The sequence below is a fragment of the Pseudomonas sp. PDM14 genome, assembly GCF_014851905.1.
Lineage (GTDB): Bacteria > Pseudomonadota > Gammaproteobacteria > Pseudomonadales > Pseudomonadaceae > Aquipseudomonas.
Window position 1 is genome coordinate 487,970 of record NZ_JACVAQ010000002.1, and the last position, 22,725, is coordinate 510,694.

General features: G+C 64.9%; 24 protein-coding genes. 15 read left to right on the top strand and 9 right to left on the bottom strand.

All coding sequences use genetic code 11. From position 1 onward, the window contains the following. Positions 1–498: 498 nt before the first annotated feature. Together IB229_RS22305 and IB229_RS14890 are read left to right on the top strand one after the other, a co-directional pair. The gene (locus IB229_RS22305; RefSeq protein WP_412547803.1) at positions 499–1,035 is read left to right on the top strand and encodes a methyl-accepting chemotaxis protein; all 537 of its coding nucleotides are present in this window, start codon (positions 499–501) and stop codon (positions 1,033–1,035) included. Positions 1,036–1,165: 130 nt separating this feature from the next. Beyond that, entirely contained in the window at positions 1,166–2,170 is a 1,005-nt protein-coding gene (locus IB229_RS14890; RefSeq protein WP_192330302.1) for an alpha/beta fold hydrolase, read from the top strand. Between the two features lie 205 nt (positions 2,171–2,375). Here the strand turns inward: IB229_RS14890 and speE are convergent, their stop codons facing one another. Together speE and IB229_RS14900 are read right to left on the bottom strand one after the other, a co-directional pair. After that, positions 2,376–3,236 (bottom strand): polyamine aminopropyltransferase, encoded by an 861-nt coding sequence (gene speE / locus IB229_RS14895; RefSeq protein WP_192330304.1) that lies wholly within the window; start codon positions 3,234–3,236, stop codon positions 2,376–2,378. A 157-nt stretch (positions 3,237–3,393) separates the two neighbouring features. Beyond that, positions 3,394–3,585 carry a PLDc N-terminal domain-containing protein gene (locus IB229_RS14900; RefSeq protein WP_192330306.1) on the bottom strand — a complete coding sequence of 64 codons (192 nt, stop codon included), beginning with the start codon at positions 3,583–3,585 and terminating at the stop codon, positions 3,394–3,396. A 231-nt stretch (positions 3,586–3,816) separates the two neighbouring features. Between IB229_RS14900 and IB229_RS14905 the strand changes: the two genes are divergently transcribed. From IB229_RS14905 to IB229_RS14935, 7 genes are all read left to right on the top strand, one after another. Then, on the top strand, positions 3,817–4,083 hold the full coding sequence (locus tag IB229_RS14905) for a hypothetical protein (RefSeq protein ID WP_192330308.1): 267 nt from the start codon (positions 3,817–3,819) through the stop codon (positions 4,081–4,083). A gap of 179 nt (positions 4,084–4,262) precedes the next feature. After that, positions 4,263–4,547: a DUF1652 domain-containing protein gene (locus IB229_RS14910; RefSeq protein WP_192330310.1), complete on the top strand. Its 285-nt coding sequence runs from the start codon at positions 4,263–4,265 to the stop codon at positions 4,545–4,547. Between the two features lie 11 nt (positions 4,548–4,558). Then, the gene (locus tag IB229_RS14915; RefSeq protein WP_192330311.1) at positions 4,559–5,251 is read left to right on the top strand and encodes a DUF421 domain-containing protein; all 693 of its coding nucleotides are present in this window, start codon (positions 4,559–4,561) and stop codon (positions 5,249–5,251) included. Continuing rightward, positions 5,248–6,336: a DNA topoisomerase IB gene (locus IB229_RS14920; RefSeq protein WP_192330313.1), complete on the top strand. Its 1,089-nt coding sequence runs from the start codon at positions 5,248–5,250 to the stop codon at positions 6,334–6,336. Before IB229_RS14915 ends, IB229_RS14920 begins: the two co-directional genes overlap by 4 nt. A gap of 84 nt (positions 6,337–6,420) precedes the next feature. Beyond that, positions 6,421–7,440: a GlxA family transcriptional regulator gene (locus tag IB229_RS14925; protein ID WP_192330315.1), complete on the top strand. Its 1,020-nt coding sequence runs from the start codon at positions 6,421–6,423 to the stop codon at positions 7,438–7,440. Next, positions 7,433–7,672 (top strand): DUF1272 domain-containing protein, encoded by a 240-nt coding sequence (locus tag IB229_RS14930; RefSeq protein WP_192330317.1) that lies wholly within the window; start codon positions 7,433–7,435, stop codon positions 7,670–7,672. Before IB229_RS14925 ends, IB229_RS14930 begins: the two co-directional genes overlap by 8 nt. Positions 7,673–7,872: 200 nt before the next feature. Beyond that, the gene (locus IB229_RS14935; protein ID WP_225579206.1) at positions 7,873–9,045 is read left to right on the top strand and encodes an MFS transporter; all 1,173 of its coding nucleotides are present in this window, start codon (positions 7,873–7,875) and stop codon (positions 9,043–9,045) included. 8 nt (positions 9,046–9,053) lie between these two features. Here IB229_RS14935 and IB229_RS14940 read toward each other — a convergent pair whose 3' ends face one another. The 4 genes from IB229_RS14940 to IB229_RS14955 form a co-directional block, all read right to left on the bottom strand. Then, positions 9,054–10,010: a GGDEF domain-containing protein gene (locus IB229_RS14940; protein ID WP_192330327.1), complete on the bottom strand. Its 957-nt coding sequence runs from the start codon at positions 10,008–10,010 to the stop codon at positions 9,054–9,056. Positions 10,011–10,013: 3 nt separating this feature from the next. Next, positions 10,014–11,009, bottom strand: coding sequence for a response regulator (locus tag IB229_RS14945; protein ID WP_192330329.1), 996 nt, complete (start codon positions 11,007–11,009; stop codon positions 10,014–10,016). Between the two features lie 268 nt (positions 11,010–11,277). Then, positions 11,278–11,862 carry a Fe-S biogenesis protein NfuA gene (gene nfuA / locus IB229_RS14950; RefSeq protein WP_192330331.1) on the bottom strand — a complete coding sequence of 195 codons (585 nt, stop codon included), beginning with the start codon at positions 11,860–11,862 and terminating at the stop codon, positions 11,278–11,280. 119 nt (positions 11,863–11,981) lie between these two features. Continuing rightward, the gene (locus IB229_RS14955; protein WP_192330333.1) at positions 11,982–14,267 is read right to left on the bottom strand and encodes a fatty acid cis/trans isomerase; all 2,286 of its coding nucleotides are present in this window, start codon (positions 14,265–14,267) and stop codon (positions 11,982–11,984) included. A gap of 161 nt (positions 14,268–14,428) precedes the next feature. On the opposite strand from IB229_RS14955, the gene metH reads away from it, so the two are divergent. Together metH and IB229_RS14965 are read left to right on the top strand one after the other, a co-directional pair. Continuing rightward, entirely contained in the window at positions 14,429–18,139 is a 3,711-nt protein-coding gene (metH, locus tag IB229_RS14960) for a methionine synthase (protein WP_192330344.1), read from the top strand. A gap of 115 nt (positions 18,140–18,254) precedes the next feature. Further along, complete coding sequence (locus tag IB229_RS14965) at positions 18,255–18,908, top strand: potassium channel family protein (RefSeq protein ID WP_192330346.1); 654 nt, start codon at positions 18,255–18,257, stop codon at positions 18,906–18,908. Positions 18,909–19,006: 98 nt separating this feature from the next. Here IB229_RS14965 and IB229_RS14970 read toward each other — a convergent pair whose 3' ends face one another. Next, positions 19,007–19,552 carry a hypothetical protein gene (locus tag IB229_RS14970; protein ID WP_192330348.1) on the bottom strand — a complete coding sequence of 182 codons (546 nt, stop codon included), beginning with the start codon at positions 19,550–19,552 and terminating at the stop codon, positions 19,007–19,009. Positions 19,553–19,777: 225 nt separating this feature from the next. Here IB229_RS14970 and osmE point away from each other — a divergent pair, with 225 nt between their 5' ends. Continuing rightward, positions 19,778–20,119 carry an osmotically-inducible lipoprotein OsmE gene (osmE, locus tag IB229_RS14975; RefSeq protein WP_192330350.1) on the top strand — a complete coding sequence of 114 codons (342 nt, stop codon included), beginning with the start codon at positions 19,778–19,780 and terminating at the stop codon, positions 20,117–20,119. Positions 20,120–20,345: 226 nt separating this feature from the next. Here the strand turns inward: osmE and IB229_RS14980 are convergent, their stop codons facing one another. After that, positions 20,346–20,648: a DUF1883 domain-containing protein gene (locus IB229_RS14980; protein WP_192330352.1), complete on the bottom strand. Its 303-nt coding sequence runs from the start codon at positions 20,646–20,648 to the stop codon at positions 20,346–20,348. A gap of 153 nt (positions 20,649–20,801) precedes the next feature. On the opposite strand from IB229_RS14980, the gene IB229_RS14985 reads away from it, so the two are divergent. The 3 genes from IB229_RS14985 to IB229_RS14995 are packed head-to-tail and all read left to right on the top strand — an operon-like array spanning position 20,802 to position 22,111. Then, entirely contained in the window at positions 20,802–21,227 is a 426-nt protein-coding gene (locus IB229_RS14985) for a VOC family protein (RefSeq protein ID WP_192330354.1), read from the top strand. 15 nt (positions 21,228–21,242) lie between these two features. After that, on the top strand, positions 21,243–21,584 hold the full coding sequence (locus IB229_RS14990; protein ID WP_192330356.1) for a DUF6176 family protein: 342 nt from the start codon (positions 21,243–21,245) through the stop codon (positions 21,582–21,584). Continuing rightward, positions 21,581–22,111, top strand: a complete 531-nt coding sequence (locus IB229_RS14995; protein WP_192330358.1) for a DUF2867 domain-containing protein — start codon at positions 21,581–21,583, stop codon at positions 22,109–22,111. Before IB229_RS14990 ends, IB229_RS14995 begins: the two co-directional genes overlap by 4 nt. Here IB229_RS14995 and IB229_RS15000 read toward each other — a convergent pair. Then, the gene (locus tag IB229_RS15000) at positions 22,108–22,551 is read right to left on the bottom strand and encodes a hemerythrin domain-containing protein (RefSeq protein WP_192330360.1); all 444 of its coding nucleotides are present in this window, start codon (positions 22,549–22,551) and stop codon (positions 22,108–22,110) included. The two genes, IB229_RS14995 and IB229_RS15000, sit on opposite strands and share 4 nt — an antisense overlap. Positions 22,552–22,725 lie beyond the last annotated feature (174 nt).

The window sequence follows — 22,725 nt, forward strand, 5'->3', positions numbered from 1 at the left end:
TTCGTGTTCTGGCTGATCCGCCTGGACCGCAGCGGCGCCGTGCTGCCGAGCTTCGAACTGAGTGCGCGCGATGCCATGCTCAACGAATACTCGGGCTACATGCTGCCGGTGATCACTGCCTGGCTGGCCCAGTGGTACAGCGCGCGGGTGCGCCAGCAGGCGCTGGATGGCGCCCAGGTCAACCTTGAGGAAGCCGAAGCCGTCGGCAAGCAGGCCACACTGAGCAGCCAGCAACTGGCTTCGCTGTTCGAGGAGATCCGCCACAGCGCCGGCGACCTGCGCCAGCTTTCGCAGCAGCTCTACGGCACCCTGGACAGCATGCGCGCGCGTTGCCAGAGCATCGACCAGGACGTGCAGCAGCAGGCCGATGCCATGCAGCAACTCGACCTCGCCGTGCACCAGGTGCTCGACAACCTCGCCGACAGCACCGCACGCATGCAGCAGCTGAGCCAGGACACCCAGCACAGCAGCCGCGAGGTGAACAACTGCGCCGAGCGCATGCAGGACGCCCAGCAGAGCATGCAGGCGATCCAGCAGAGCAACCAGCGCATCGCCGAATCGATGCAGATGATCAGCGCCATTGCCCAGCAGACCAACCTGCTGGCGCTCAACGCCGCCATCGAAGCGGCGCGCGCCGGCGAGCATGGCCGCGGTTTCGCCGTGGTGGCGGATGAAGTGCGCAGCCTCTCCCAGCGCAGCAACCAGACCGCCGATACGGTGCAGAGCGTGCTCAGCCAGTCGCAGCAGATCGTCGACACCGGCGCCACCCAAGTCAGCGACGTGGGCGAAGCACTGAGCGGCAATGCGGCGCTGACCGAGAACCTCTCCAGCTCGATCCTGCAGCACAGCAGCGCGCTGGATCAGGCCCACCGGCAACTGGCCCAGGTGCGCGACAACAGTGCCGCGCAACGCGAAGCCAGCCAGCGCCAGCGCGAAGCCAGCGCCGAGCTGCTGCAGGCCCAGGAGTCCCTGGTGGCGCTGGGCGAGCGTCTGGAACAGCTGTCTCACCAGTTGCACCAGCGCGTGGCGGAGTGATCACCCGAGGAAACATCCGGGCACGATTGCCCCGCCGCTGAAACTTTATCCGGGTCGGCTGTTGTCGTAAAAACGGTGCCTGCACGCGCGGCACCGTTTGCGCACTCCAGCCCCCGATAAGGTTTTAACAATGAACAGATTCGTCATGGCGCTGACCCTGAGCCTCGGCGCCGCCTTCGCCCATGCCGATGCACCGGCCAGCTACGGTGCCAAGCTCGAAGGTTTCGACTACCCCTACCCGCTGCAGCAGTTCAGCCTCGATTCACAGGGCCAGGCCCTGTCCATGGCCTACCTGGATGTCGCCGCCAAGGCGCCCGCCAATGGTCGCACGGTGGTGCTGCTACACGGCAAGAACTTCTGCGCCGCGACCTGGGAACACTCGATCAAGGTGCTCAGCGAGTCCGGCTACCGGGTCATCGCCCCGGACCAGATCGGCTTCTGCGCCTCGTCCAAACCGCGTGGCTACCAGTTCAGCTTCAACCAGCTGGCGCACAACACCCAGGCGCTGCTCACCGCCAAGGGCGTGAGCAAGGCCACGGTGATCGGCCACTCCATGGGCGGCATGCTCGCCGCACGCTACGCCATCAACTACCCGCAGGCGGTCGAGCAGCTGGTGCTGGTCAACCCCATCGGCCTGGAGGACTGGCAGGCCGCCGGCGTGCCCTACGCGACCATCGACCAGCTCTACCAGGGCGAGCTGAAAACCAGCTACGACAGCATCAAGGCCTACCAGCTGAAGTTCTACTACAACGGCCACTGGAAGCCCGAGTACGGCCGCTGGGTGTCGATGCTCGCCGGCATGTACAACGGCCCGGACAAGGAGATCGTCGCCTGGAACCAGGCGCAGACCTCGGACATGGTGTTCACCCAGCCGGTGATCCACGAATTCGGCCGCATCGCCGCACCCACCCTGCTGCTAATCGGCGGCAAGGACCGCACCGCACCCGGCGCCGCCCGTGCGCCGGAAACCGTGGCCAAGGCCCTCGGCAACTACCCGGTACTGGGTCGCCAGGCGGCCGAGTTGCTGGCCCAGGGCACGCTGGTCGAGTTCCCCGAGCTGGGCCACTCGCCGCAGGTCGAGGCACCGGAGAAATTCCACGAAGCGCTGCTCAAGGGCCTCGAGGCGCTGAAGTAACCCCGTAGGGTGGGTCACGCTCCATCGATCCACCAGACAATGCCTCACGGAAATGCCGCGTCGTGCGCCGGCTTGCCGATGTCACCCGCACACCCCGTAAAGCGCTGCGCACGGCGCACTCTACATCGCGTTCAACAGGCGTGAATGCGGTTGCAACAGCCACAAAAAAGCCGGCGCAAGCCGGCTTTTTCATGCCCGTACGACCTCAGTCGTTGCTCGGCTTGTTCACCGCCTGCAGTACGTACTGCGGCAGGGCGAACGCGCCCAGGTGGATTTCCGGGTTGTAGTAACGGGTGATGATGCCGGCACCGGCAAAGCGCTGGCGCAGGGTGTCCAGCGGCAGCTTGCGGTAATCGGCCACGGTACTGCCCCAGGCGAAGGTCATGCTGCCGCCGATGTAGGTCGGCACCGCCGCGGTGTAGAAGTGCCAGTCGGCGAACAGCCCGTCCATGCGCCCGGCGGTGGTCTGCACCTCGGACAGCTGCATGAACGGCGTGCCGTTTTGCGTGACCAGGATGCCGCCATCGTTCAGGCAGCGGCGGCAGGCTTGGTAGAAGTTCTCCGAAAACAGCACTTCGCCCGGCCCGATCGGGTCGGTGGAGTCGGAGATGATCACGTCGAACTTCTCCGTGGTGGTAGCCACGAAGTTCATGCCGTCGTCGATCACCAGGTTCAGGCGCGGGTCGTCGAACGCGCCGCAGGAATGGTTGGGCAGGAACTCGCGGCACATGTCGACCACAGTGCCGTCGATCTCGACCATGGTGATGCTGTCCACGCTGCGATGGCGCCGCACTTCACGCAGGATGCCACCGTCGCCCCCACCGATGATCAGTACGCGCTGGGCATTGCCATGGGCCAGGATCGGCACGTGGGTGAGCATCTCGTGGTAGATGAATTCATCGGCCTCGGTGGTCTGGATCACGCCGTCCAGGGCCATCACGCGGCCCATGCGGGCGTTCTCGAAGATCACCAGATGCTGGTGCTCGGTGCGCACCTCGTGCAGCAGCTTGTCCATGCGAAAACGCTGGCCATAGCCTTCGTAGAGAGTTTCCTGGTAGTCGCTCATGGGAGTCCTCCGGAACGCGGGTGGATTCGGACGGCGCAGCAAAGCCGCCCGCCCATGAAGAAGGCGCGCATTGTAAGGGCATACTCGGAGTGGCTCCACCGCCATGCTGCGTCGGCATGTGTAGGCGGCGGATACCGGGCGTTACAGCGTTATCGCGCTAGATGCGCACATCGCCTCGCGGGCCGGCCAGGGCCCAGATGATCAGCCCGACCACGGGCAGAAAGAGGATCAGCAGCACCCACAGCACCTTGATCCCAACTTCCGCGCTGCTGCGCACGATATGCAGGATTGCCCAGATATCCAGGGCGAGGATCGCCAGACCGATCAGACCGCTCAATGCTGAGCCCATGGGGAAACTCCTGTCAGGGAAACTGTCTGACGAGCATAGCCCGAGGGCTTGCCGTACACATCCGCCCGCCAGCAAGACCCTGATAAAACGGTTACATGCGACATATTTCTATGTTTTCACGACAAGATGTGACTCCAAGGTCAGGTTCCGCCATCAACGCTATACAGGCCACCGGTAGCGCGTTCTCTCGATGGCCGGATTGCATATCGGGCCCCCATGGAGAATGACCCTATGAACACCCTGCTCCGCGTCAACGAAGCACTGATTATCGCCGGCCGCGCCTTTCAACCTTTTCAATGCGTGGCCTGGTCCCAGCAGGACGGCGCCGGCGAGCTGAACCTCACGGTGATCGACCGCACCAACACCCGCGTCGGCCAGACCCGCATCGCCAGCAGCACCTACCGTGATCCGGCCCAGCTGGCCAGCGCCCTGCGGCAATCACGCGAACAGCTGAGCCAGCAAGGCTACAGCCTGGAGCCGTGGAGCATGCCCGAATAAGGCACACTCCCGCTCCAGTACCCGGCGGGTAAGCGCAGTACCCGCCGGCGCTTCACGCCGCAACACCTCCTCGCTCCACCTCGCCACTCACGCCTCGCCGACACCGGCAAAATCGCCAGCGAACCTATTGCCGCACCGCCACGTCTATCCAGTAGAGCCCGATAGATGGAGGAGCAGGCATGAGCCTTACCTTGAGCCTCGAAGAAGCGCTCGGCGTCGTCCAGCAGGCCTTCCTGCCGCACCGCTGTGAAACCACCGCGCACAACGAAGACGCCAGCTTCGCCTTCCGCGTGTTCGACGACAGCGAAGTCGAGCTGCTCTCCCAGTGCCATGTCGCCCGCACCCAGTACAGCGACGCCACGCGCCTGGCCGGATTGATCGAGCTGGCGCGCCTGGAGCTGAGCAAGGACGGTTACGAACTGACGCCCTGGTCGATGCCCGGCAGCAACCCACAGCCCTTCTGAAGGAACACCGCATGGAAGCCTTCGACTGGCAGCGCATGCTCCTGGATGAGTTCCCCCCGGCCTTTCTCGGCGAAGTCGTATTGCGCGCGCTATTCGCCTACGTGGCCGTCTTCGCCTTCCTGAAAATCTCCGGGCGCCGCGGAGTCCGTCAGCTGTCGCTGTTCGAAGTGGTGGTGATCCTCACCCTCGGCTCGGCGGCCGGCGACGTGTCTTTCTATGAAGACGTGCCGCTGCTGCCGATCGTCGTGGTGTTCGCCACCCTGCTGATGCTCTACCGCCTGACCACCAGCCTGATGAAACGCAGCGCGCGCTTCGGCGGCTGGGTCGAGGGGCAGCCGGTGGTGATCATTCGCGACGGCCTCTACGAGCTGCATGTACTGGCCGAGCAGAATATCTCCAGCGACGAGTTCTACATGGAGCTGCGCCAGGCCGGCGTCGAGCACTTGGGTCAGGTACGCCTGGGCATTCTCGAGGTCAACGGCGACGTCAGTCTGTACTTCCAGGACGTCTGCGATACACGCCCGGGCCTCTCGGTACTGCCCGAGCCGCTGCGCCCGACCTTCCACCTGATCCCCACCAAAGGCCTCTACGCCTGCACCCACTGCGGCCACACCCAAGAGCTGGTCGCCGGCCAATCCGCCGCCTGCACGCGCTGCCACAGCACCCTGTGGAGCGACGCACTGAATAGAGAGCGCACCCGATGACCGCCATCGCCCCACCGCTGGCCGAGGGCACGCGGCCGGTACCCGAAAGCGAGGCATGCGACACCGGCACCCTGCTGTGCCCCGCCTTGCCGCCCGATCTGCGCTACGTCGACGACCGCCAGCCCGGCATTCGCCGACGCAAAGTGCGCGGCAAATTTGCCTATTTCGCTGCCGACGGCGAGCGCATCCGCGATGAAGAGGAAATCCGCCGGATCAATCAGCTGGCGATTCCGCCGGCCTACAGCGACGTGTGGATCTGCGCCGACTCCAAGGGCCACTTGCAGGCCGTGGGCCGCGATGCGCGTGGGCGCAAGCAATACCGCTACCACCCACGCTGGCGGGAAATCCGCGACAGCGACAAGTACGAACGCCTGCTCGACTTCGGCCGCGCCCTGCCCAAGCTGCGCGAACAGGTCGATCAACACCTGAGCTTGCGCGATCACGGCCATGACAAGGTGATGGCCACCGTGGTGGCCCTGCTCGACTCGACGCTGATCCGCGTCGGCAACCAGCAGTACGCCCGCGAGAACAAATCCTTCGGCCTGACCACCCTGCGCAACCGCCATGTCGAGGTGGCGGGCAACTCGATCCGTTTCCACTTCCGCGGCAAGAGCGGCATCGAGCACCAGGTCAGCCTCAGCCATCCGCGCCTGGCCCGTGTGGTGCGACGCTGCATGGAGCTGCCCGGCCAGCATCTGTTCCAGTACCTCGATGACAACGGCGAGCGCCGCGCGGTCAGTTCGGCGGACGTCAACCTGTACCTGCAGACCCACACCGGCAGCGACTTCACCGCCAAGGACTACCGCACCTGGGCCGGCACCGCGCTGGCCCTGCAGCAATTGCGTGAGGTGGCGGTGGACGACGACAGCAACGCCAAGCAGCGCGTGGTGGAGATCGTCAAGCAGGTGGCCAAGCAGCTCGGCAACACGCCGGCGATCTGCCGCAAGTGTTACATCCACCCGGCAGTGATCGAGGCGTTTCTCGCAGGCGAGCTGGGCAACGTGCGCGCCGGCGGCGTGCGCAAGGGTCTGCGCGAGGAAGAAAGCATGCTGATGCGCTTTCTCGAACAGCTGCCAGCCAGCTGATTGGCCATATCTGTGGGGTTATTGTCCTTGTAGCCACGCCGCGCGCCGGACACACTGCGTCCATCACTCGCGCCGAGCCCACCCATGGACGCCGTCAAAACCATCGCCTGCCTGATCTATCCCGATGTCATGAGCCTGGATGTCACCGGCCCGTTGCAGGTGTTCGCCTCAGCCAACGTCGAATGTCAGCGCCAGGGCCTGCCTGCGGCCTATCGCCTGCGCCTGCTGGCCGATGCGCCCGGTCCGATCGCCACCTCCGCCGGCTTCCAGCTGGTCGCCGAACAGGCCTGGTGCGCGACCGATCCCGCCAGCCTGGATACCCTGCTGGTGCCCGGCGGCCTCGGCGAAACCGCACAATTCGACAACCAGCCGCTCCTGGCCTGGCTGCGTGACGCCGAACCGCAAGTGCGCCGCTTCGGTTCGGTATGCTCCGGTGCGCTGATCCTCGCCTGCGCCGGCGTACTGGCCGGGCGCCGCGTCACCACCCACTGGGCCGATGCCGAAGCGCTGAGCGGTTACTGCGGCGTCGATGTCGATGCCAATCGTCTGCACACTTACGACCCCAGCGGCCGCGATGGCGACGCCCATGTCTTCACCTCCGCCGGCGTCACCGCCGGTATCGACCTGGCCCTGGCGCTGGTCGAAGCGGATCTGGGCCGCAGCATGGCCCTGGTGGTCGCCCGGCGCCTGGTGCTGTACCTGCGCCGCCCCGGTGGCCAGGCGCAGTTCAGCCCGCTGCTGGCACCGGAACCGAGCCGCACGCCGAAGCTAGCCGCCCTGCTCGACTGGATTCCCGCCAACCTCGGCCACGACCTGTCCCTGGAAACACTGGCCAGCCAGGCGAGGATGGCGCCACGCAGCCTGTCGCGCGCGTTCGTCAGTGAACTGGGCATGGGCCCCGGTCGCTATGTCGAGCGTGTGCGCCTGGAAGCGGCACGCACGCTGCTGCAGGACGCCCAGGCGTCCATCGCCACCGTGGCGCGCCTGACCGGCTTCGGCCATGCGGAGAACCTGCGTCGCACCTTTCACAAACACCTGTCCGTCAGCCCCCAGGAATACGCCGAGCGCTTCGGCCGTTCCGCCCAGGAGAAACGCCATGCTTGAACTACGCCCCGGTTGCGAATGCTGTGACCGCGATCTGCCCGGTGACTCGACGGAGGCGCTGATCTGCTCGTTCGAATGCACCTTCTGCCGCGACTGCGCCGAGCAGCACCTGAACCTGCGCTGCCCGAACTGCAGCGGCGAACTGCTGCGCCGTCCGGCCCGCCCCGCCGACGCCCTGGCGCGCAACCCAGCCAGCGCCACTCGCGTGTTCAAACCCGCCGGTTGCGTCTGAATAGCGGTTCAACGCGCGACCCGGCTGCGTTTGGCCATCACTCGCGGTGCTGCAGGCCTGCTCCGGCGTCCCGTCAGGTGCGCCGTGCGCAGCAAGCCCGCAGGTAACCGCTGGTGCGCACGGCGCACCCTGCGTGGGGCTTTCCAGGCTGTGGTCAGGGACCGCAAAGATCGTAATCAGGTTTCGAGGACGCCTTCATGTTGCTGTGGCGCAATCCCACGCTGCTCAAACTGTTCGTCGCCCAGGCGCTGTACTGGAGCTGCGCGATGATCAGCATCACCCTCACCGCCCTGGTCGGCCTGCAGCTTGCACCGCTGAACGGCCTGGCCACCCTGCCACTGGCGCTGCTGGTGCTCGGCACCCTGTTGGCCACGCAACCGCTGTCGCTGTTCATGCAACGCCGCGGACGCCGGCCGGGGCTGTTGCTGGGGGCTGCAGCCGGGATCAGCGGCGGCCTACTCAGCGCGCTCGGTGTGTGGCTGGCGGACTTCACCCTGTTCTGCCTCGGCGCCCTGCCCATCGGCATCTACCAGGCCTCGGCCACGTACTACCGCTTCGCCGCACTGGAGGCGGTGGATGATGCGCACAAGGGCCGGGCAACCGCCTGGGTGATCGGCGGTGGCGTGTGCGCCGCGCTGCTCGCGCCGACGCTGACCCTGTGGGCGCGCGGCCTGCTGGCTACGCCCTTCGTTGGCGCCTACCTGCTGATGGCCGTGCTCGCGGCACTGGCGCTGCTGCTGCTCACCACCTTGCGCGAAGGCGCCCTGCCGGCACCCACCGGCGGCGGCTTGCGGATGCTCCGTGACCTGCTCGCCCGCCCGCCGATTCGCGCAGCGCTGGCGACCACCGCCATCGGCTATGGACTGATGGTTCTGGTGATGAACGCCACACCGCTGGCCATGAGCCTGTGCGGCCTGTCCCTGGAAGCCGGAGCGCAGGTAATCCAGTGGCACATGCTCGGCATGTTCCTGCCGGCCTTCGTCGCCGGGCCATTGGTCGACCGTCTCGGCAGCCGGCGTGTGGCCTTCATCGGTATCGCGCTGCTCGCGGTCAGCGCCGCGATTGCCCTGAGCGGGCAGGCGCACGGGCAGTTTCTGCTGTCCTCGTTCCTGCTCGGCATCGGCTGGAACCTGATGCTGGTGGCCGGCACCACCCTGCTCGGCAGCGGCCACGCGCCCGCCGAACGCGGCCAGGCCCAGGGGCTGATGGAATTGGGGAACGGTGCGGTGGCGGCAGCTGCGTCATTCGCCTCGGGCGCGCTGATCAGTACGGTCGGCTGGGCCCCGGTGAACATCGCCATGGTGCCGCTGCTGGTGCTGGCCGCGCTGGCATTGAGCGGCAAGGCCGCCCGGCCGCTGACGCAGCCGGGCTGAACGACGCCTCAGGCGCCGTGGACGCTGACCTGGTTGCGGCCGTTGCGCTTGGAGTTGTACAGGGCGTGGTCGGCCCACTCGATCAGCTGCTTGTGGTCGTTGCTGCTCTGCGCCAGATCGGCGACACCGAGGCTGATGGTGAACGGAATCGTCTGACCTTCGTAGCTGACCTTGAGGTTCTCCACGGCCTGCCGCAGACGCTCGGCGAACAGGCGCGCGCCGGCACTGTCGACGTCCGGCAGGAGCACGACGAACTCCTCGCCGCCGTAACGCCCGGCGATATCGGTGTCACGAATTTCCTGGCGCACCACGTCGGCGACCGCTTGGATGACCTTGTCACCGGCCGGGTGGCCGTAGGTGTCGTTGACCTTCTTGAAGTGGTCGATATCGAAGATCACCAGCGACGCTGTGCTGCCGTAGCGACGATGACGCGAGTACTCGCGCTTGAGCTCTTCTTCCCAATGGCCACGGTTGTTCAGGCCGGTCAGGCGGTCGGTGCGCGACAGGTGCTTGAGCTGGTTGTTGGCCGACTGCAGCTGGTGCTTGTTGACCGCCACGTCGGTCACGTCATAGATGATCAGGCAGACGTGCTCGATCTGGCTGTTGGTCGCCTGCAGCGGCAGGATCGTGGTGTTCTGATACATGAAATCTTCCTGGCCGGTGATCGGCTGGTAGTTCTTGAACCGCACCAGGTAAGGTCGCTGCTCCCAGATGGTGAAGGCCGGCGTGCCGAGGGTGACCACGCTTTCCACCTTGTGCCGGAACCAGGCCTCCTCGACCTCGGGGAACAGGCTGAAGAAGGACTTCTGCACCGCGTCCTCGGGCGTGCGCCCGGAGCGGTTCTCCATGAAGCTGTTCCACACTTCCACGCGGTAATTACGGTCGAGCACCACCACGCCGACGTCGATGCTCTGCACGATCGCCAGCAGCCAGTGAAACTCGTTGAGGTCCATGTTCTCGGCCATGCGTCATCCCATCAGGTAGGCGAGTTTGTTGGTCAGCAGTGGCACCGAGTCTTCGGTGAACAGCAGCAACAGATCGAAATGGATGTCGTGCCCCTCGATGCTGTAGCTGATTTCTACTGCCAGGGTCTTCTGCCAGCGCTGCTGGTTGAGGCGGATCAGCTCATCGATGGAGGCGTGCTCGCCAAGAATCTGCGGGTGGCCCTGGGAGAACTTCACGTTGACCTGCTCGGCGATGCCGCTGAGGCAGGCGCCGATCAGCACGCTGGACATGTCCAGGAGCATTTCCATCGAGGAATAGTCCTGCTCGCGCCAGTGCATCAGCTTGGCCATGTCGGCCACTTCCGAGTCGTGGAAGATCAGCAGCGCTTCGCCGCAGATGCCACCGCCGATGTAGCCCTGGCACACGGCGGTGAGGTTGCCGCCGCTCTGCGCATCGGCCAGGGCCATGTGCAGTTCGCCGACTTCGAGAATATTTACGTTGGGTACCGGCAGTTGCACGAACACCCCGAGCACCCGCGCCAGCAGCGCCGCGGCGCGGCCCATGGCGACGTTGATCACCTCGCGGAAGGCATCGCGGAAGCTGACGCTCGGCTCGGTGAGCGCACCGCGGGGTTCGGCGCGCTCGCCGCTGGAGAGCAGGTCGAGGTCGATCAGGGTCTGGCGCAGCAGCGCCGGATCGGCCGGCTTCTTCAGGAAGGCCAGGGCCCCTAGTTCGGTGACGCGGCGCACCGCTTCGTCCTGCACGTCACCGGAGACCACGATGACCTTGCAGCGCAGGCCTTCGGCCTTGATCGCCGCCAGCACGCCATAGCCGTCGAGCTCGGGCATGGTCAGGTCGAGAAGCACCAGGTCAATGCCACCCTGGCGGATCAGGTCGAGCCCTTCCTGACCGTTGCCGGCCTGACTGACGGTAACCGGCCAGTCCGCGGGCAAGGCGCGCAGCAATTGCTTGCGGGCCATGCCTGAGTCGTCGCAGATGAGCAAGGAAAGATCCGGCATTGCCAAAAACCCTCATGACTTCCGGGAAAGATACGCCGCCTTGGCTTTTTCTTGTGGGTTTCGAGTCCGGCAGAGGCAGAAGGTTGCCGAATCGAACGAGGCAGTCGCAAAAGCGCGATAAGGAAACATTATTTCCGCGCCAGCGCCATAGCAAAGTGCCATTACCGCAGCGATATAGCGAGCTTTTGCGAAGAAACGCAAATTTCAGAAACGCCAAGGGCGACCGAAGTCGCCCTTGGCAGAACCGTCTGCACGTATGAACGCCGGCTCAGTAGTAGGCGTTTTCACGCACGCTGTGGTCGGTGACGTCGCGTACGCCCTTGAGCTCCGGAATGCGCTCAAGCAGGGTTTTCTCGATGCCTTCCTTGAGCGTCAGGTCGGCCTGGCCGCAACCCTGGCAACCGCCGCCGAACTGCAGCACGGCGATGCCTTCGTCGACCACGTCGATCAGCGTGACCTGGCCGCCATGGCTGGCCAGACCGGGATTGATCTCGGTTTGCAGGTAGTAGTTGATGCGCTCGGTGATCGGGCTGTCTTCGTTGACCATCGGCACCTTGGCGTTCGGTGCCTTGATGGTCAGCTGGCCGCCCATGCGGTCGGTGGCGTAGTCGACCACGGCGTCTTCGAGAAACGGCTCGCTGACGGCATCGATCCAGGCGGTAAAGCTAGCCAGGGCCAGGGCGGTGTCTTCCGCCTTCTGCTCGCCTGGCTTGCAATAGGCGATGCAGGTTTCCGCGTACTGGGTACCCGGCTGGGTGATGAACACGCGAATGCCGATCCCGGTGGTGTTCTGCTTGCTCAGCAGATCAGCCAGGTAGTCGTGGGCAGCTTCGGTAATGGTGATGGTGCTCATGGCAACTCCTCGCAAACATGGGCGCAGTGTACGCCAGTCGCCCCCATGGATAAAGTCCTAGTAATTTAGTAGGAATAGATCGCGACAAGCGGAACCGGTCTGGCTCCGCCCGTTCGGCGTCACAGGTTCTTGTAGCGGTTCATGTCCAGCACGCCCGCCTCGACCGGTTCGGTCTCCTCGATGTAGCGGCTGAGGTCATGGAAGTAGAACCAGAACTGTGGATGGCTGCGGCGGATGCCCCAGCGCTCGACCACCTGGTCGAACGCCGCTTGATCGCGTACCTGCTCCATGGCCGCGACGAACGCCGGCACGTCCTGCGCGGCGATGTTGAACATGAAGTTCGGGTAGCTGGTGAGCACGCCCGGGTAGATGGTCAGCGTGTCCAGGCCCTTCTGGTAGCGCAGCGATTCACCGGTCATGAAGGCGACGTTACTGTGCGCGCGGTTGCGCAGCATGCTGTAGACCGCGCGTTTGCCGTTCGGCAGCTCGATGCGCAGCAGGGTCGACTCCGGCAGTTGCGTGATCACCTTGAGCCCCGCCGCAGGGCGGCCCGGCAGGCGGCTCAGCGCCTGCTCGGCACTGCGCTGCAGCGGCGAAAGGCCGTTGCGGTAACAGTGCGCGCCCTGGCAACGGTTGATCGGGTCCGGCGCGGCATTCAGCCCGTCGTAGCGCTGGATCAGCGCGTTGGCGAAGGCCCGCTTGGGATCGCCGGCCGGCCACTTGAAGCCAGTCGGCGTATCGACGTCGATCGCCTGGTAGTCCATCCACACCTTGAGCTTGCCGCTGTTCTGGTACCAGTCGTCGAGGTAGCCCTGGCGGGTTTCCGGCGGCATCAGGCGGAGGAAATTCTGCTCGGCGCCGTTGCGGATCAGGTCGAAGTACAGGCGCGTCTGCGCCTGGTGCGAGACGTTGCCGAACACGTCGAAGTTGACCACCAATTGGTAGTAGGTGCGCTCCAACAGCGGGTAGTCCATCAGCCACAGGGTCTGCGGGATCTCGCCGATCAGGCCCTTGCGCACCATGGCGCTGTCGAAGTGGCGGTAGATCGACAGCAGCGCGTTGTCGTTGCCGGCCCACAGGGTCGACCAGCTCGGTGCCGGCGCATCGGCGTAGGCGTCCTGGCGCAGGTCTTCATAGGCGTTGCGCTTGTCGCGGTAGCTGTGCCACAGGCCCAGCACGTCGCCGATGTCGTCCAGCTGGCCGGGCATCGCCAGCAACGGCGTGGCGGCTTCGCGGTACTTGGCATCGGTCAGGTAGAGGTCGTGCGCGGGGTCCTGGAACAGCGCCCAGAAGTTGTCGCGGATCACGTCGGTGGCGATCTGCCCGCGGCACACGGGGCCGCGAATGAAGGTGCGCACGAAGTACTCGGCGTTATCCAGCATGAACTGGTAGCGCGCCTGGGGCGGAATAGCCGCGAAGGTCTCGAACGGGTTGGCGCGGCGCTGCAGGCCATAGCCCGGCACCTTGTCGGTGGTCCAGTCGCTGGCGAAGAACAGCTCGTTGACCCGCGCCAGCTTCTGCGGGCTGAGCGCATAGGTAATGTGCGTCTTGTGCACGATCACGCCCTGGATCGGCAGCAGGCGGTAATAGAAGTCGCTACCCGGATCGTCATTGGGGCGGCGCGTGGCAATCGGGTCGATCGGCTTGCCGCTCGGCGTGCGTGAACGCACCAGCTGGAAGAAATGCCCGCGCTCGCCACCTTCGAAATACAGGTGGGCAAGGAACAGGTGCTCGAACAGCCAGCGGCCGACCAGCACCTCCCGCGCGCCCGGCGCGTTGAGCAGCTTTTCCCAGGTGGCGACCTGCATCTGCTCCGCGGCACTGGCCTGCAGCACCGTAGCATCGACCGGCGCGCCCTGGGCCAGCCACTGCTGCACGGTAGCGTATTCGGCATCGCTCAGGCCGGTGACGGCGAACGGCATGCCGGCATGGGCGAACTTCTTCGCGTAGGCGTCGAACTCGCCCGGCAGCGGGCACTGGTTCTCGCGGTCGATGGCAATGTTCAGGTCGGCTGGCAGCTTGGCGTTGGCTTCAGGCGGGTTGGCCCGGCCCAGCTCGAGCATGCGTGCCATCAGCGCGGCCTGCGCGCCCTGGGGGTCGAGCACCGAAGTGAAGCCCTTGCGCCGCCAGGCCTCTTCGCCTTGGGCATCGATGAACAGCCGCGTGGTCGCCTCGGCCTTGGTGCGCGCGCCGTCATACACCGGCACCTTGCTCGCACCACGCAGAATGCCTTCGTCACCGCCCAGGTTGAGCTGGCACGGTGCGTCGTAGCAGGCGTGGCAGGCCACGCACTTCTGCGTGAGGATCGGCTGGATATCGCGGCTGTAGGACAGTGCCTCGGCGCCCGGAGCAGACGCGCAGAACAGCGAGAGGAGGAATACGACGGCAAGTCCCTGGCGCAACATGGAGCGATCCTGAGTGGAATGAGCGGCGATTCTAGCGTTGTGAGGCGCACCTCGACCAACATGAATGAAATTCATGCACTGGCCCACCCCGCTGCACAGGGCCGGTGCTTTGCTATCATCGCCACCCTTTTGTGTGCCTTCGTTTCCTCCAGGTGTCCCCCATGTCCGACCACGCCGCCCGCCAGTCCGCCCTCCAGCAAGCCCTGAAGGAGCGCATCCTGATTCTCGATGGCGGCATGGGCACCATGATCCAGAGCTACAAGCTGGAGGAAGCGGACTACCGCGGCGCGCGCTTCGCCGACTGGCCGAGCGACGTGAAGGGCAACAACGACCTGCTGCTGCTCAGCCAGCCGCAGATCATCGCCGCCATCGAGAAAGCCTACCTGGATGCCGGCGCCGACATCCTGGAAACCAACACCTTCAACGCCACCCAGGTGTCCCAGGCCGACTACGGCATGGAAGGCCTGGCCTACGAACTGAACGTCGCCGGCGCCCGTGTGGCCCGTGAAGTGGCGGACGCCAAGACCAAGGAAACCCCGGACCGCCCGCGTTTCGTCGCCGGCGTCCTCGGCCCGACCAGCCGCACCTGCTCGATCTCCCCGGACGTCAACGACCCCGGTTACCGCAACGTCACCTTCGACGAGCTGGTGGAGAACTACACCGAGGCCACCCGTGGCCTGATCGAGGGCGGCGCCGACCTGATCCTGATCGAGACCATCTTCGACACCCTCAACGCCAAGGCGGCGATCTTCGCCGTGCAGCAGGTGTTCGACGAGGACGATGTCGAGCTGCCGATCATGATCTCCGGCACCATCACCGACGCCTCCGGCCGCACCCTGTCCGGGCAGACCACCGAAGCCTTCTGGAACTCGGTGGCGCATGCCAAGCCGGTTTCCGTGGGGCTGAACTGCGCCCTCGGCGCCGCCGACCTGCGCCCGTACCTGGCCGAACTGTCGGCCAAAGCCGGCACCCACGTGTCCGCCCACCCCAACGCCGGCCTGCCCAACGCCTTCGGCGAGTACGACGAAACCCCGGCGGAAATGGCCGCGGTGGTCGAAGAGTTCGCCGCCTCGGGCTTTCTCAACATCATCGGCGGCTGCTGCGGCACCACGCCGGGCCACATCCAGGCCATCGCCGAAGCCGTGGCCAAGTACCCGCCGCGGCCGATCCCGGATATCCCGAAGGCCTGCCGCCTGTCCGGCCTCGAGCCGTTCACCATCGACAGGCAATCGCTGTTCGTCAACGTCGGCGAGCGCACCAACATCACCGGTTCGGCCAAGTTCGCCCGACTGATCCGCGAGGAGAACTACACCGAGGCCCTGGAAGTCGCCCTGCAGCAGGTGGAAGCCGGCGCCCAGGTGATCGACATCAACATGGACGAGGGCATGCTCGACTCCAAGGCGGCGATGGTGAAGTTCCTCAACCTCATCGCCGGCGAGCCGGACATCTCCCGCGTGCCGATCATGATCGACTCTTCCAAGTGGGACGTGATCGAGGCTGGCCTCAAGTGCATCCAGGGCAAGGGCATCGTCAACTCGATCTCGATGAAGGAAGGCGTCGAGCAGTTCAAACACCACGCCAAACTGTGCAAACGCTATGGCGCCGCCGTGGTGGTGATGGCCTTCGACGAAGCCGGCCAGGCCGATACCGAAGCGCGCAAGGCGGAAATCTGCCAGCGCAGCTACGACATCCTGGTCAACGAAGTCGGCTTCCCGCCGGAAGACATCATCTTCGACGCCAACATCTTCGCCGTGGCGACCGGCATCGAGGAGCACAACAACTACGCAGTCGACTTCATCAATGCCTGCGCCTACATCCGTGACAACCTGCCCTACGCACTGAGCTCGGGCGGCGTGTCCAACGTGTCGTTCTCGTTCCGCGGCAACAACCCGGTGCGCGAAGCGATCCACTCGGTGTTCCTCTACTACGCGATCCAGAACGGCCTGACCATGGGCATCGTCAACGCCGGCCAGCTGGAGATCTACGACGAGATCCCCAAGGAGCTGCGCGACGCGGTCGAAGACGTGGTGCTCAACCGCACGCCCAACGGCACCGAAGCTTTGCTGGCCATTGCCGACAAGTACAAGGGTGACGGCAGCGTCAAGGAAGTCGAAGACGAAGCCTGGCGCGCCCTGCCCGTCGACAAGCGCCTGGAGCACGCCCTGGTCAAGGGCATCACCGCGTTCATCGTCGAAGACACCGAGGAATGCCGCCAGCAATGCGCGCGGCCCATCGAGGTCATCGAAGGCCCGCTGATGAGTGGCATGAACATCGTTGGCGACCTGTTCGGCTCGGGCAAGATGTTCCTGCCCCAGGTGGTCAAGTCCGCCCGCGTGATGAAGCAGGCCGTGGCCCACCTGATTCCCTTCATTGAGCTGGAAAAAGGCGACAAACCGGAGGCCAAGGGCAAAATCCTCATGGCCACGGTCAAGGGCGATGTGCACGACATCGGCAAGAACATCGTCGGCGTGGTGCTGGGCTGTAACGGCTACGACATCGTCGACCTCGGCGTGATGGTGCCGGCGGAGAAGATCCTGCAGACGGCGATTGCCGAGAAGTGCGACATCATCGGCCTATCCGGCCTGATCACTCCGTCGCTCGACGAGATGGTCCACGTCGCCCGCGAAATGCAGCGCCAGGGCTTCAGCCTGCCGCTGATGATCGGCGGCGCCACCACCTCCAAAGCCCATACCGCGGTGAAGATCGAGCCCAAGTACCAGAACGACGCGGTCATCTACGTCACCGACGCCTCGCGCGCCGTGGGCGTGGCGACCCAGCTGCTGTCCAAGGAAATGAAGCCGGCGTTCGTCGAGAAGACCCGCGCCGAATACGTCGAAGTGCGCGAGCGCACCGCCGCCCGCAGCGCGCGCACCGAACGCCTGCCCTACGCCGCAGCTGTGGCCAACAAGCCGCAGTTCGACTGGACCGGGCACCAGCCGACCGCGCCGACCTTCACCGGGGTCAAGGTGCTCGACGACATCGACCTCGCGGTGCTCGCCGAGTACATCGACTGGACGCCGTTCTTCATCTCCTGGGACCTGGCCGGCAAGTACCCGCGCATTCTCACCGACGAAGTGGTCGGTGAAGCGGCCACCGCGCTGTTCAAAGACGCCCAGGCGATGCTGAAGAAGCTGATCGACGAGAAGCTGATCAGCGCCCGCGCGATCTTCGGCTTCTGGCCGGCCAACCAGGTCGAGGACGACGACATCGAGGTCTACGGTGATAACGGCCAGCCGCTGGCCCGCCTGCACCACCTGCGCCAGCAGATCATCAAGCCGGACGGCAAGCCGAACCTGTCCCTGGCCGACTTCGTCGCGCCCAAGGACAGCGGCGTGACCGATTACGTCGGTGGCTTCATCACCACCGCCGGCATCGGCGCGGAAGAGGTGGCCAAGGCCTACCAGGACGCCGGCGACGACTACAACTCGATCATGGTCAAAGCGCTGGCCGACCGCCTCGCCGAAGCCTGCGCCGAGTGGCTGCACCAGGAAGTGCGCAAGCACTACTGGGGCTACGAGCCGGACGAACAGCTGAGCAACGAAGAGCTGATCAAGGAAGCCTACAAGGGCATCCGCCCGGCTCCCGGCTACCCGGCCTGCCCGGACCACACCGAGAAGAAAACCCTGTTCACTCTGCTCGACCCCGAAGCCGGCTTCGACAAGGCCGGGCGCAGCGGCGTATTCCTCACCGAGCACTACGCGATGTTCCCGGCAGCGGCCGTCAGCGGCTGGTACTTCGCCCACCCCGAGGCGCAGTACTTCGCCGTGGGCAAGGTCGACAAGGACCAGGTGCAAAGCTACACCGCCCGCAAACAGCAGGACCTGGCTGTCACCGAGCGCTGGCTGGCACCGAACCTGGGTTACGACGACTGAGGACTGGCCAGAGCCTGGGGCAATGAGGGTGGAAACTGCTGCGCGGCTTCCACCCTACTTGACCGACGCCCCGATCAGCGCCTAGACCTTGCAGAGCCTCACCTCAGGAACGTCCATGTCTCCCGCCACCTATGTCACCCGCCATCCCTCCGCCGGCCTGCTGTTCGTGCAGTTGCTCGGCGTGCTGCTCTACCCCTGGATGGAGGACACGCCAATCGGTCGCGCGCTGTTCGGTGCCTTCGGCCTGGTGGTGCTGGGGCTGGCGCTGCATGTGGTCAAGCGCAGTGCCGCGCAGACCTGGATCGCCGTGCTGCTGGCGGTACTGGTGCTGATGCTGTCGTTGATCGATGCGCTGATGCCCAGCCTGTTCCTCGAGTGGCTGATCGCGATACTCGAGGCGGCGTTCTACTTCTATGCCGCGACCGCGCTGATCATCTACATGAACAAGGACCAGCACGCGACCACCGACGAGCTGTATGCCGCCGGCGCGACCTTCACCCTGCTCGCCTGGGCTTTCGCCCACCTCTACACCTTCTGCCAGCTGCTGATCCCTGGCAGCTTCGCCGCGATGATCGAGCCGCAGGCCGCACGCAGCTGGATGGAACTGCTGTTCCTCAGCTTCACCACCCTCTCCGGCGTCGGCCTGGGCGATATCGTGCCGATCACGCCGATGGCCCGCTCGCTGGTGATGATCGAGGAGTTCGCCGGGGTGATGTACCTGGCGCTGGTGGTGTCGCGGCTGATCGCGCTGACGGTGATCAAGCGCTAAGCGTTAGCTTGGGATCATTCGTAGGGGAAGCGCCCTCGCCGGCTGTTCAGGAATAAAAAGCCCGCAGATGCGGGCTTTTTTCGTGGCGACTCAGCGGCTCACTTCTTCACCTCGAAGTCGCGGCCCCACAGGCGGATCGACTGCACGCCCTCGACCGGGCCCTCGAAGACGAATTTCTGCCGCACGCCGGTCTTCGCCGGGATGGTCACGTCGTCGGGATTGAGCAGGCCCGGCAGCGGCGCACTGGAATAGCCTTCCTGATCGATGGCCAGCAAGGCGCCGGTCTGGCGCAGGTTGATCAGGCGCAGTGGCTTTTCCGTGGTGTTCTTGAAGCCGAGCAAGGCGTTCAGGCTGCCATCCTCGGCGGTCTCGACCTTGAGCAGCTGCACGCTGACCTGGCCATCGAGCTGCTCCAGGCTGGAGACGACGATCGAACCGTCGCTGCCCTGGGCTGACTCACGGCCCTCGGTGACGCCATCCGTCACGCCGCCCAGCAGGTTCTTGCCCGCCGAAATCGCCGAGGACACGGCCGCCTTGGCGGAATCCTTGATCGCACTCGGGTCGGTTGCCGCTTCATCGGCAAAGGCGCTCGGCACGCCGAGTGCGAGGGCCAGGGCGATGGCCAGCGGTGAAATCCTGTTCATGATCGTACTCCTGTCATGGCGACGGCTAAGAGGCGCACAGATTGACCGCAGGCCGCGGAAAAAGCGAGGTGACGAAGGCGGATTTGCCGGCTGGCTAACGATTTTCCCGCCTGCGCTCCGCCCCATGCGAATGACTGGAAGCCCACGCAAAAACATCGAACTCCGGCGACGGGCAAAAGCTCCAAGCAATACGGGCCAGTCCGGCTCATTCGACGGAGCGAAACCATGTACAAGCAAACCCTGGCAGCACTGTGCGTACTGACGTCGGTCGTGGGTTGTTCGACCACCCCGGAAAATCCGGTGGACCACGTCACCTTCCGCCATGAACCCTTGGTCAAGCAGATCGAAGACGGCATGACCAAGCAACAGGTCCTGACCATCGGCGGCCCGCCCTCCACCGAAATCGACCGCACCGATGGCGCCGGCACCTGCAACAACTACGTGCTCAACCGCGATGGCCACGAGCAGGTCTACTTCGTCAGCTTCGACGGCAATGGCCGCGTCGACGACAAGGGCTTCCTGACCTGCGAGCAGCACGCGACCAATAACAAGGAAACGCGTATCTGACGTTTCGCGCAGACACAAAAAACCGCTGCCTGGGCAGCGGTTTTTTTATGCGTTGGCGTCTAGAAAATCAGCTGGAACAGGCCGATCACCACGATCAGGCCGATGATGAAGATGATGCCTATCGTACCGCCGAGAAATTTCAGCATTCTGGTGCTCCTTGTCGTTATCAGGGCATTCAGAATTGGGACAGCGTGGCGACAAGCTCGGTTCGAGCTAAATCGGCGGCTCAGCTGAACGTGGAGCTGGAACGACGGACGATCTTGATCGAGTGCTTGAGGGTCGGCTTGCGCGTGACGCTCACCGCACGACGCGTCACCGTGTCGATGGTGATGTTCCAGAAACCGGTGCTGGGCACGGTGATCTTCGCCGGGAACTTGTCGAACGCGCCGCCATGGTAGGTATGCCGGCCGCCATTCTTGAAGCTGCGGAAGTTGGCATCGTTCATCAGGCGGATATTGCACATCTGCGAGCATTCGATGATGACGATGTCGTCCTCGTTGAGGTGCTCGCGCTGGTGTATGTATTTCATCGGGGTTCCGTACAGCTTGCTGCGAAAGCGCGACGATAGCATGTGTCGGCCGCGCTAGCCTCCACGGCCTGCACCGCTGCGGCAATCGGGCGACCAAACGGCGGCAGCCTTGGGGTAGGCTTGAGCCTGGTGTTCGGCACAGGAAGCTCGGCCATGAAACCCCGTATCAGCGTGCTCACTCTGGCCGTCGACGACCTCGACCGCGCCCTGCGCTTCTACCGTGACGGCCTCGGCCTGCACAGCGACGGTATCGTCGGCAGCCAATTCGAACACGGCGCGGTGGTCTTCTTCGACCTGCAGCACGGCCTGAAACTGGCCCTCTGGCCGCGCACGAGCCTTGTCCACGACAGCGGTCTGGCGCCGCATGCCCCCAGCCCCGTCGAGTTCAGCCTCGGCCACAACGTCGCCAGCCGCGCGCAGGTCGATGCCGTCCTGGCCCAGGCCCACGCCGCCGGTGCACGACTGGTCAAGGCCGCCCACGAGACCTTCTGGGGTGGCTACGCCGGCTACTTCCAGGACCCGGACGGCCACCTCTGGGAAGTGGTCTTCAACCCGCAGCTGCTCCCCGATGACACGTGACCGACAGGTGTGGAAATGGACGTCAAAGCCGTACTGATCAAGCTCAAACCCGACTCGCAGGTCCATCTCGCCACCTGGCTGAGCGAAATCACCCGCCTCAAGGACGAAGCCATCACCTCGATCCGCAACGAAGGCATCAGTGTCGAATCCTGGTTCGAAGTGCAGATCGCCGGCGAGCAGTACCTGCTGGCCTACATCCGTGCAGGTGACGCCGCCAGGGCCGCGGAAGTGGCGGCCAGCTCTACCCTGGAAGTCGATCGCATGCACCAGCAGTTCAAGCGCGACACCTGGGAACGCAGCGGAATGATCGACTGCAAACTGCTGATCGACCTGCACAGCGAGGCCGAGTCGGCATGAATGCCACCATCGTCAGCGTTGCCGTGCCGCCCCACAGCGCCCTCGCCCTCTGGCTGAACGGCGCGGACTTTCACGATTGCCACGCCCTGAGCATCGCCGCCAACTTGAGCAGCGCGTTGCAGCTGTACCTGACGGTGGTGCGGCAAACGCCGGGCTGGGTCGATGTCCTGATGCGCCTGCGCAATCGCGTGGTGGCGCTGTTCGGCCTGAAGAATCTTGGCGGGCTGGCGGACGTGCCCGCGACCCGGCAGGCCGCCGACTACCGCGTTGGCGACCGCGTGGGGATTTTTTCCCTGCTGCACCTGAGCGACGACGAGGTGATTCTCGGCGACGCCGACCGGCATCTGGAGGTGCGGGTGTCGGTGTGCAAGGTGCCGCACGCAGAGGGCATATTGCTCGCGGTATCGACCGTGGTGCACATCCACAACCGCCTCGGCCGGGTGTACATGGCCCTGGTCGGCCCGGTCCACCGGCGGATCGTCCCGGCGATGCTGCGCCGGGCCGCCCGTGTGCTCGATACGCGCTAGGCCTCGGCCAGGCCGCGTTCGTAGTCGCTGAAGTAGCCCTTGGCCAGCTCGACCTTCTGTTTCTCGCTGAGCAGCTTGCCGGCCATCTGGAAGAACTTCTGCTCCTCTTCCTTGAGGTGATGGAAGACCTTTTCCTCGAGCTTCTTGGCCATCGCCAGCCATGCCGGGCTGGAGCGCTCGAGTTCGTCGAGCTGTTCGATCATCTCGTCCATCTCGTGGTGCTCGGCGATGGCATGGCGCGACAGGTCGACGCCGTTGTCGTACTCCAGCAGCGGGCTGTAGAAGTGCCGCTCCTCGGCCCGTTCGTGGGCCTGCAGCTCGGCTTTGAGCTGTTTGTAGGCCGCGTCGCGCTCCGGGGTGTCGCCGCTGGTGGCGATCACCGCCCGGGCATAGCCGCGCTGCTTCTCGTGGCTTTCGCGCAAGGCTTCGAAAATATTCATCGGTGGATCTCCGTATCAGGCCATTCATGCATACCGGCGAGCCGGCAGGCGGGTGTCCGACCGGCAACTGCCAGGGCCCCACACAGAGCAGACCCTGGCCGGACAGACACGGTTCAACCCCTTTCGCGCCGCCGGCCGGCGTGGTTTCGTGCCTGCCCCGGTGGTAGGATTCGC

What these genes read in the sequence shown, in the direction of transcription:
- IB229_RS14925 (WP_192330315.1), top strand. Translation starts at nt 6,421, where the DNA reads ATGGACGCCGTCAAAACCATCGCCTGCCTGATCTATCCCGATGTCATG.
- IB229_RS14995 (WP_192330358.1), top strand. Translation starts at nt 21,581, where the DNA reads ATGAATGCCACCATCGTCAGCGTTGCCGTGCCGCCCCACAGCGCCCTC.
- IB229_RS14970 (WP_192330348.1), bottom strand. Translation starts at nt 19,552, where the DNA reads ATGAACAGGATTTCACCGCTGGCCATCGCCCTGGCCCTCGCACTCGGC.
- IB229_RS14965 (WP_192330346.1), top strand. Translation starts at nt 18,255, where the DNA reads ATGTCTCCCGCCACCTATGTCACCCGCCATCCCTCCGCCGGCCTGCTG.
- osmE (WP_192330350.1), top strand. Translation starts at nt 19,778, where the DNA reads ATGTACAAGCAAACCCTGGCAGCACTGTGCGTACTGACGTCGGTCGTG.
- IB229_RS22305 (WP_412547803.1), top strand. Translation starts at nt 499, where the DNA reads ATGCAGGACGCCCAGCAGAGCATGCAGGCGATCCAGCAGAGCAACCAG.
- IB229_RS14910 (WP_192330310.1), top strand. Translation starts at nt 4,263, where the DNA reads ATGAGCCTTACCTTGAGCCTCGAAGAAGCGCTCGGCGTCGTCCAGCAG.
- IB229_RS14900 (WP_192330306.1), bottom strand. Translation starts at nt 3,585, where the DNA reads ATGGGCTCAGCATTGAGCGGTCTGATCGGTCTGGCGATCCTCGCCCTG.
- IB229_RS14980 (WP_192330352.1), bottom strand. Translation starts at nt 20,648, where the DNA reads ATGAAATACATACACCAGCGCGAGCACCTCAACGAGGACGACATCGTC.
- IB229_RS15000 (WP_192330360.1), bottom strand. Translation starts at nt 22,551, where the DNA reads ATGAATATTTTCGAAGCCTTGCGCGAAAGCCACGAGAAGCAGCGCGGC.
- IB229_RS14905 (WP_192330308.1), top strand. Translation starts at nt 3,817, where the DNA reads ATGAACACCCTGCTCCGCGTCAACGAAGCACTGATTATCGCCGGCCGC.
- IB229_RS14890 (WP_192330302.1), top strand. Translation starts at nt 1,166, where the DNA reads ATGAACAGATTCGTCATGGCGCTGACCCTGAGCCTCGGCGCCGCCTTC.
- speE (WP_192330304.1), bottom strand. Translation starts at nt 3,236, where the DNA reads ATGAGCGACTACCAGGAAACTCTCTACGAAGGCTATGGCCAGCGTTTT.
- IB229_RS14940 (WP_192330327.1), bottom strand. Translation starts at nt 10,010, where the DNA reads ATGGCCGAGAACATGGACCTCAACGAGTTTCACTGGCTGCTGGCGATC.
- IB229_RS14945 (WP_192330329.1), bottom strand. Translation starts at nt 11,009, where the DNA reads ATGCCGGATCTTTCCTTGCTCATCTGCGACGACTCAGGCATGGCCCGC.
- IB229_RS14915 (WP_192330311.1), top strand. Translation starts at nt 4,559, where the DNA reads ATGGAAGCCTTCGACTGGCAGCGCATGCTCCTGGATGAGTTCCCCCCG.
- IB229_RS14985 (WP_192330354.1), top strand. Translation starts at nt 20,802, where the DNA reads ATGAAACCCCGTATCAGCGTGCTCACTCTGGCCGTCGACGACCTCGAC.
- IB229_RS14930 (WP_192330317.1), top strand. Translation starts at nt 7,433, where the DNA reads ATGCTTGAACTACGCCCCGGTTGCGAATGCTGTGACCGCGATCTGCCC.
- IB229_RS14955 (WP_192330333.1), bottom strand. Translation starts at nt 14,267, where the DNA reads ATGTTGCGCCAGGGACTTGCCGTCGTATTCCTCCTCTCGCTGTTCTGC.
- IB229_RS14990 (WP_192330356.1), top strand. Translation starts at nt 21,243, where the DNA reads ATGGACGTCAAAGCCGTACTGATCAAGCTCAAACCCGACTCGCAGGTC.
- metH (WP_192330344.1), top strand. Translation starts at nt 14,429, where the DNA reads ATGTCCGACCACGCCGCCCGCCAGTCCGCCCTCCAGCAAGCCCTGAAG.
- nfuA (WP_192330331.1), bottom strand. Translation starts at nt 11,862, where the DNA reads ATGAGCACCATCACCATTACCGAAGCTGCCCACGACTACCTGGCTGAT.
- IB229_RS14920 (WP_192330313.1), top strand. Translation starts at nt 5,248, where the DNA reads ATGACCGCCATCGCCCCACCGCTGGCCGAGGGCACGCGGCCGGTACCC.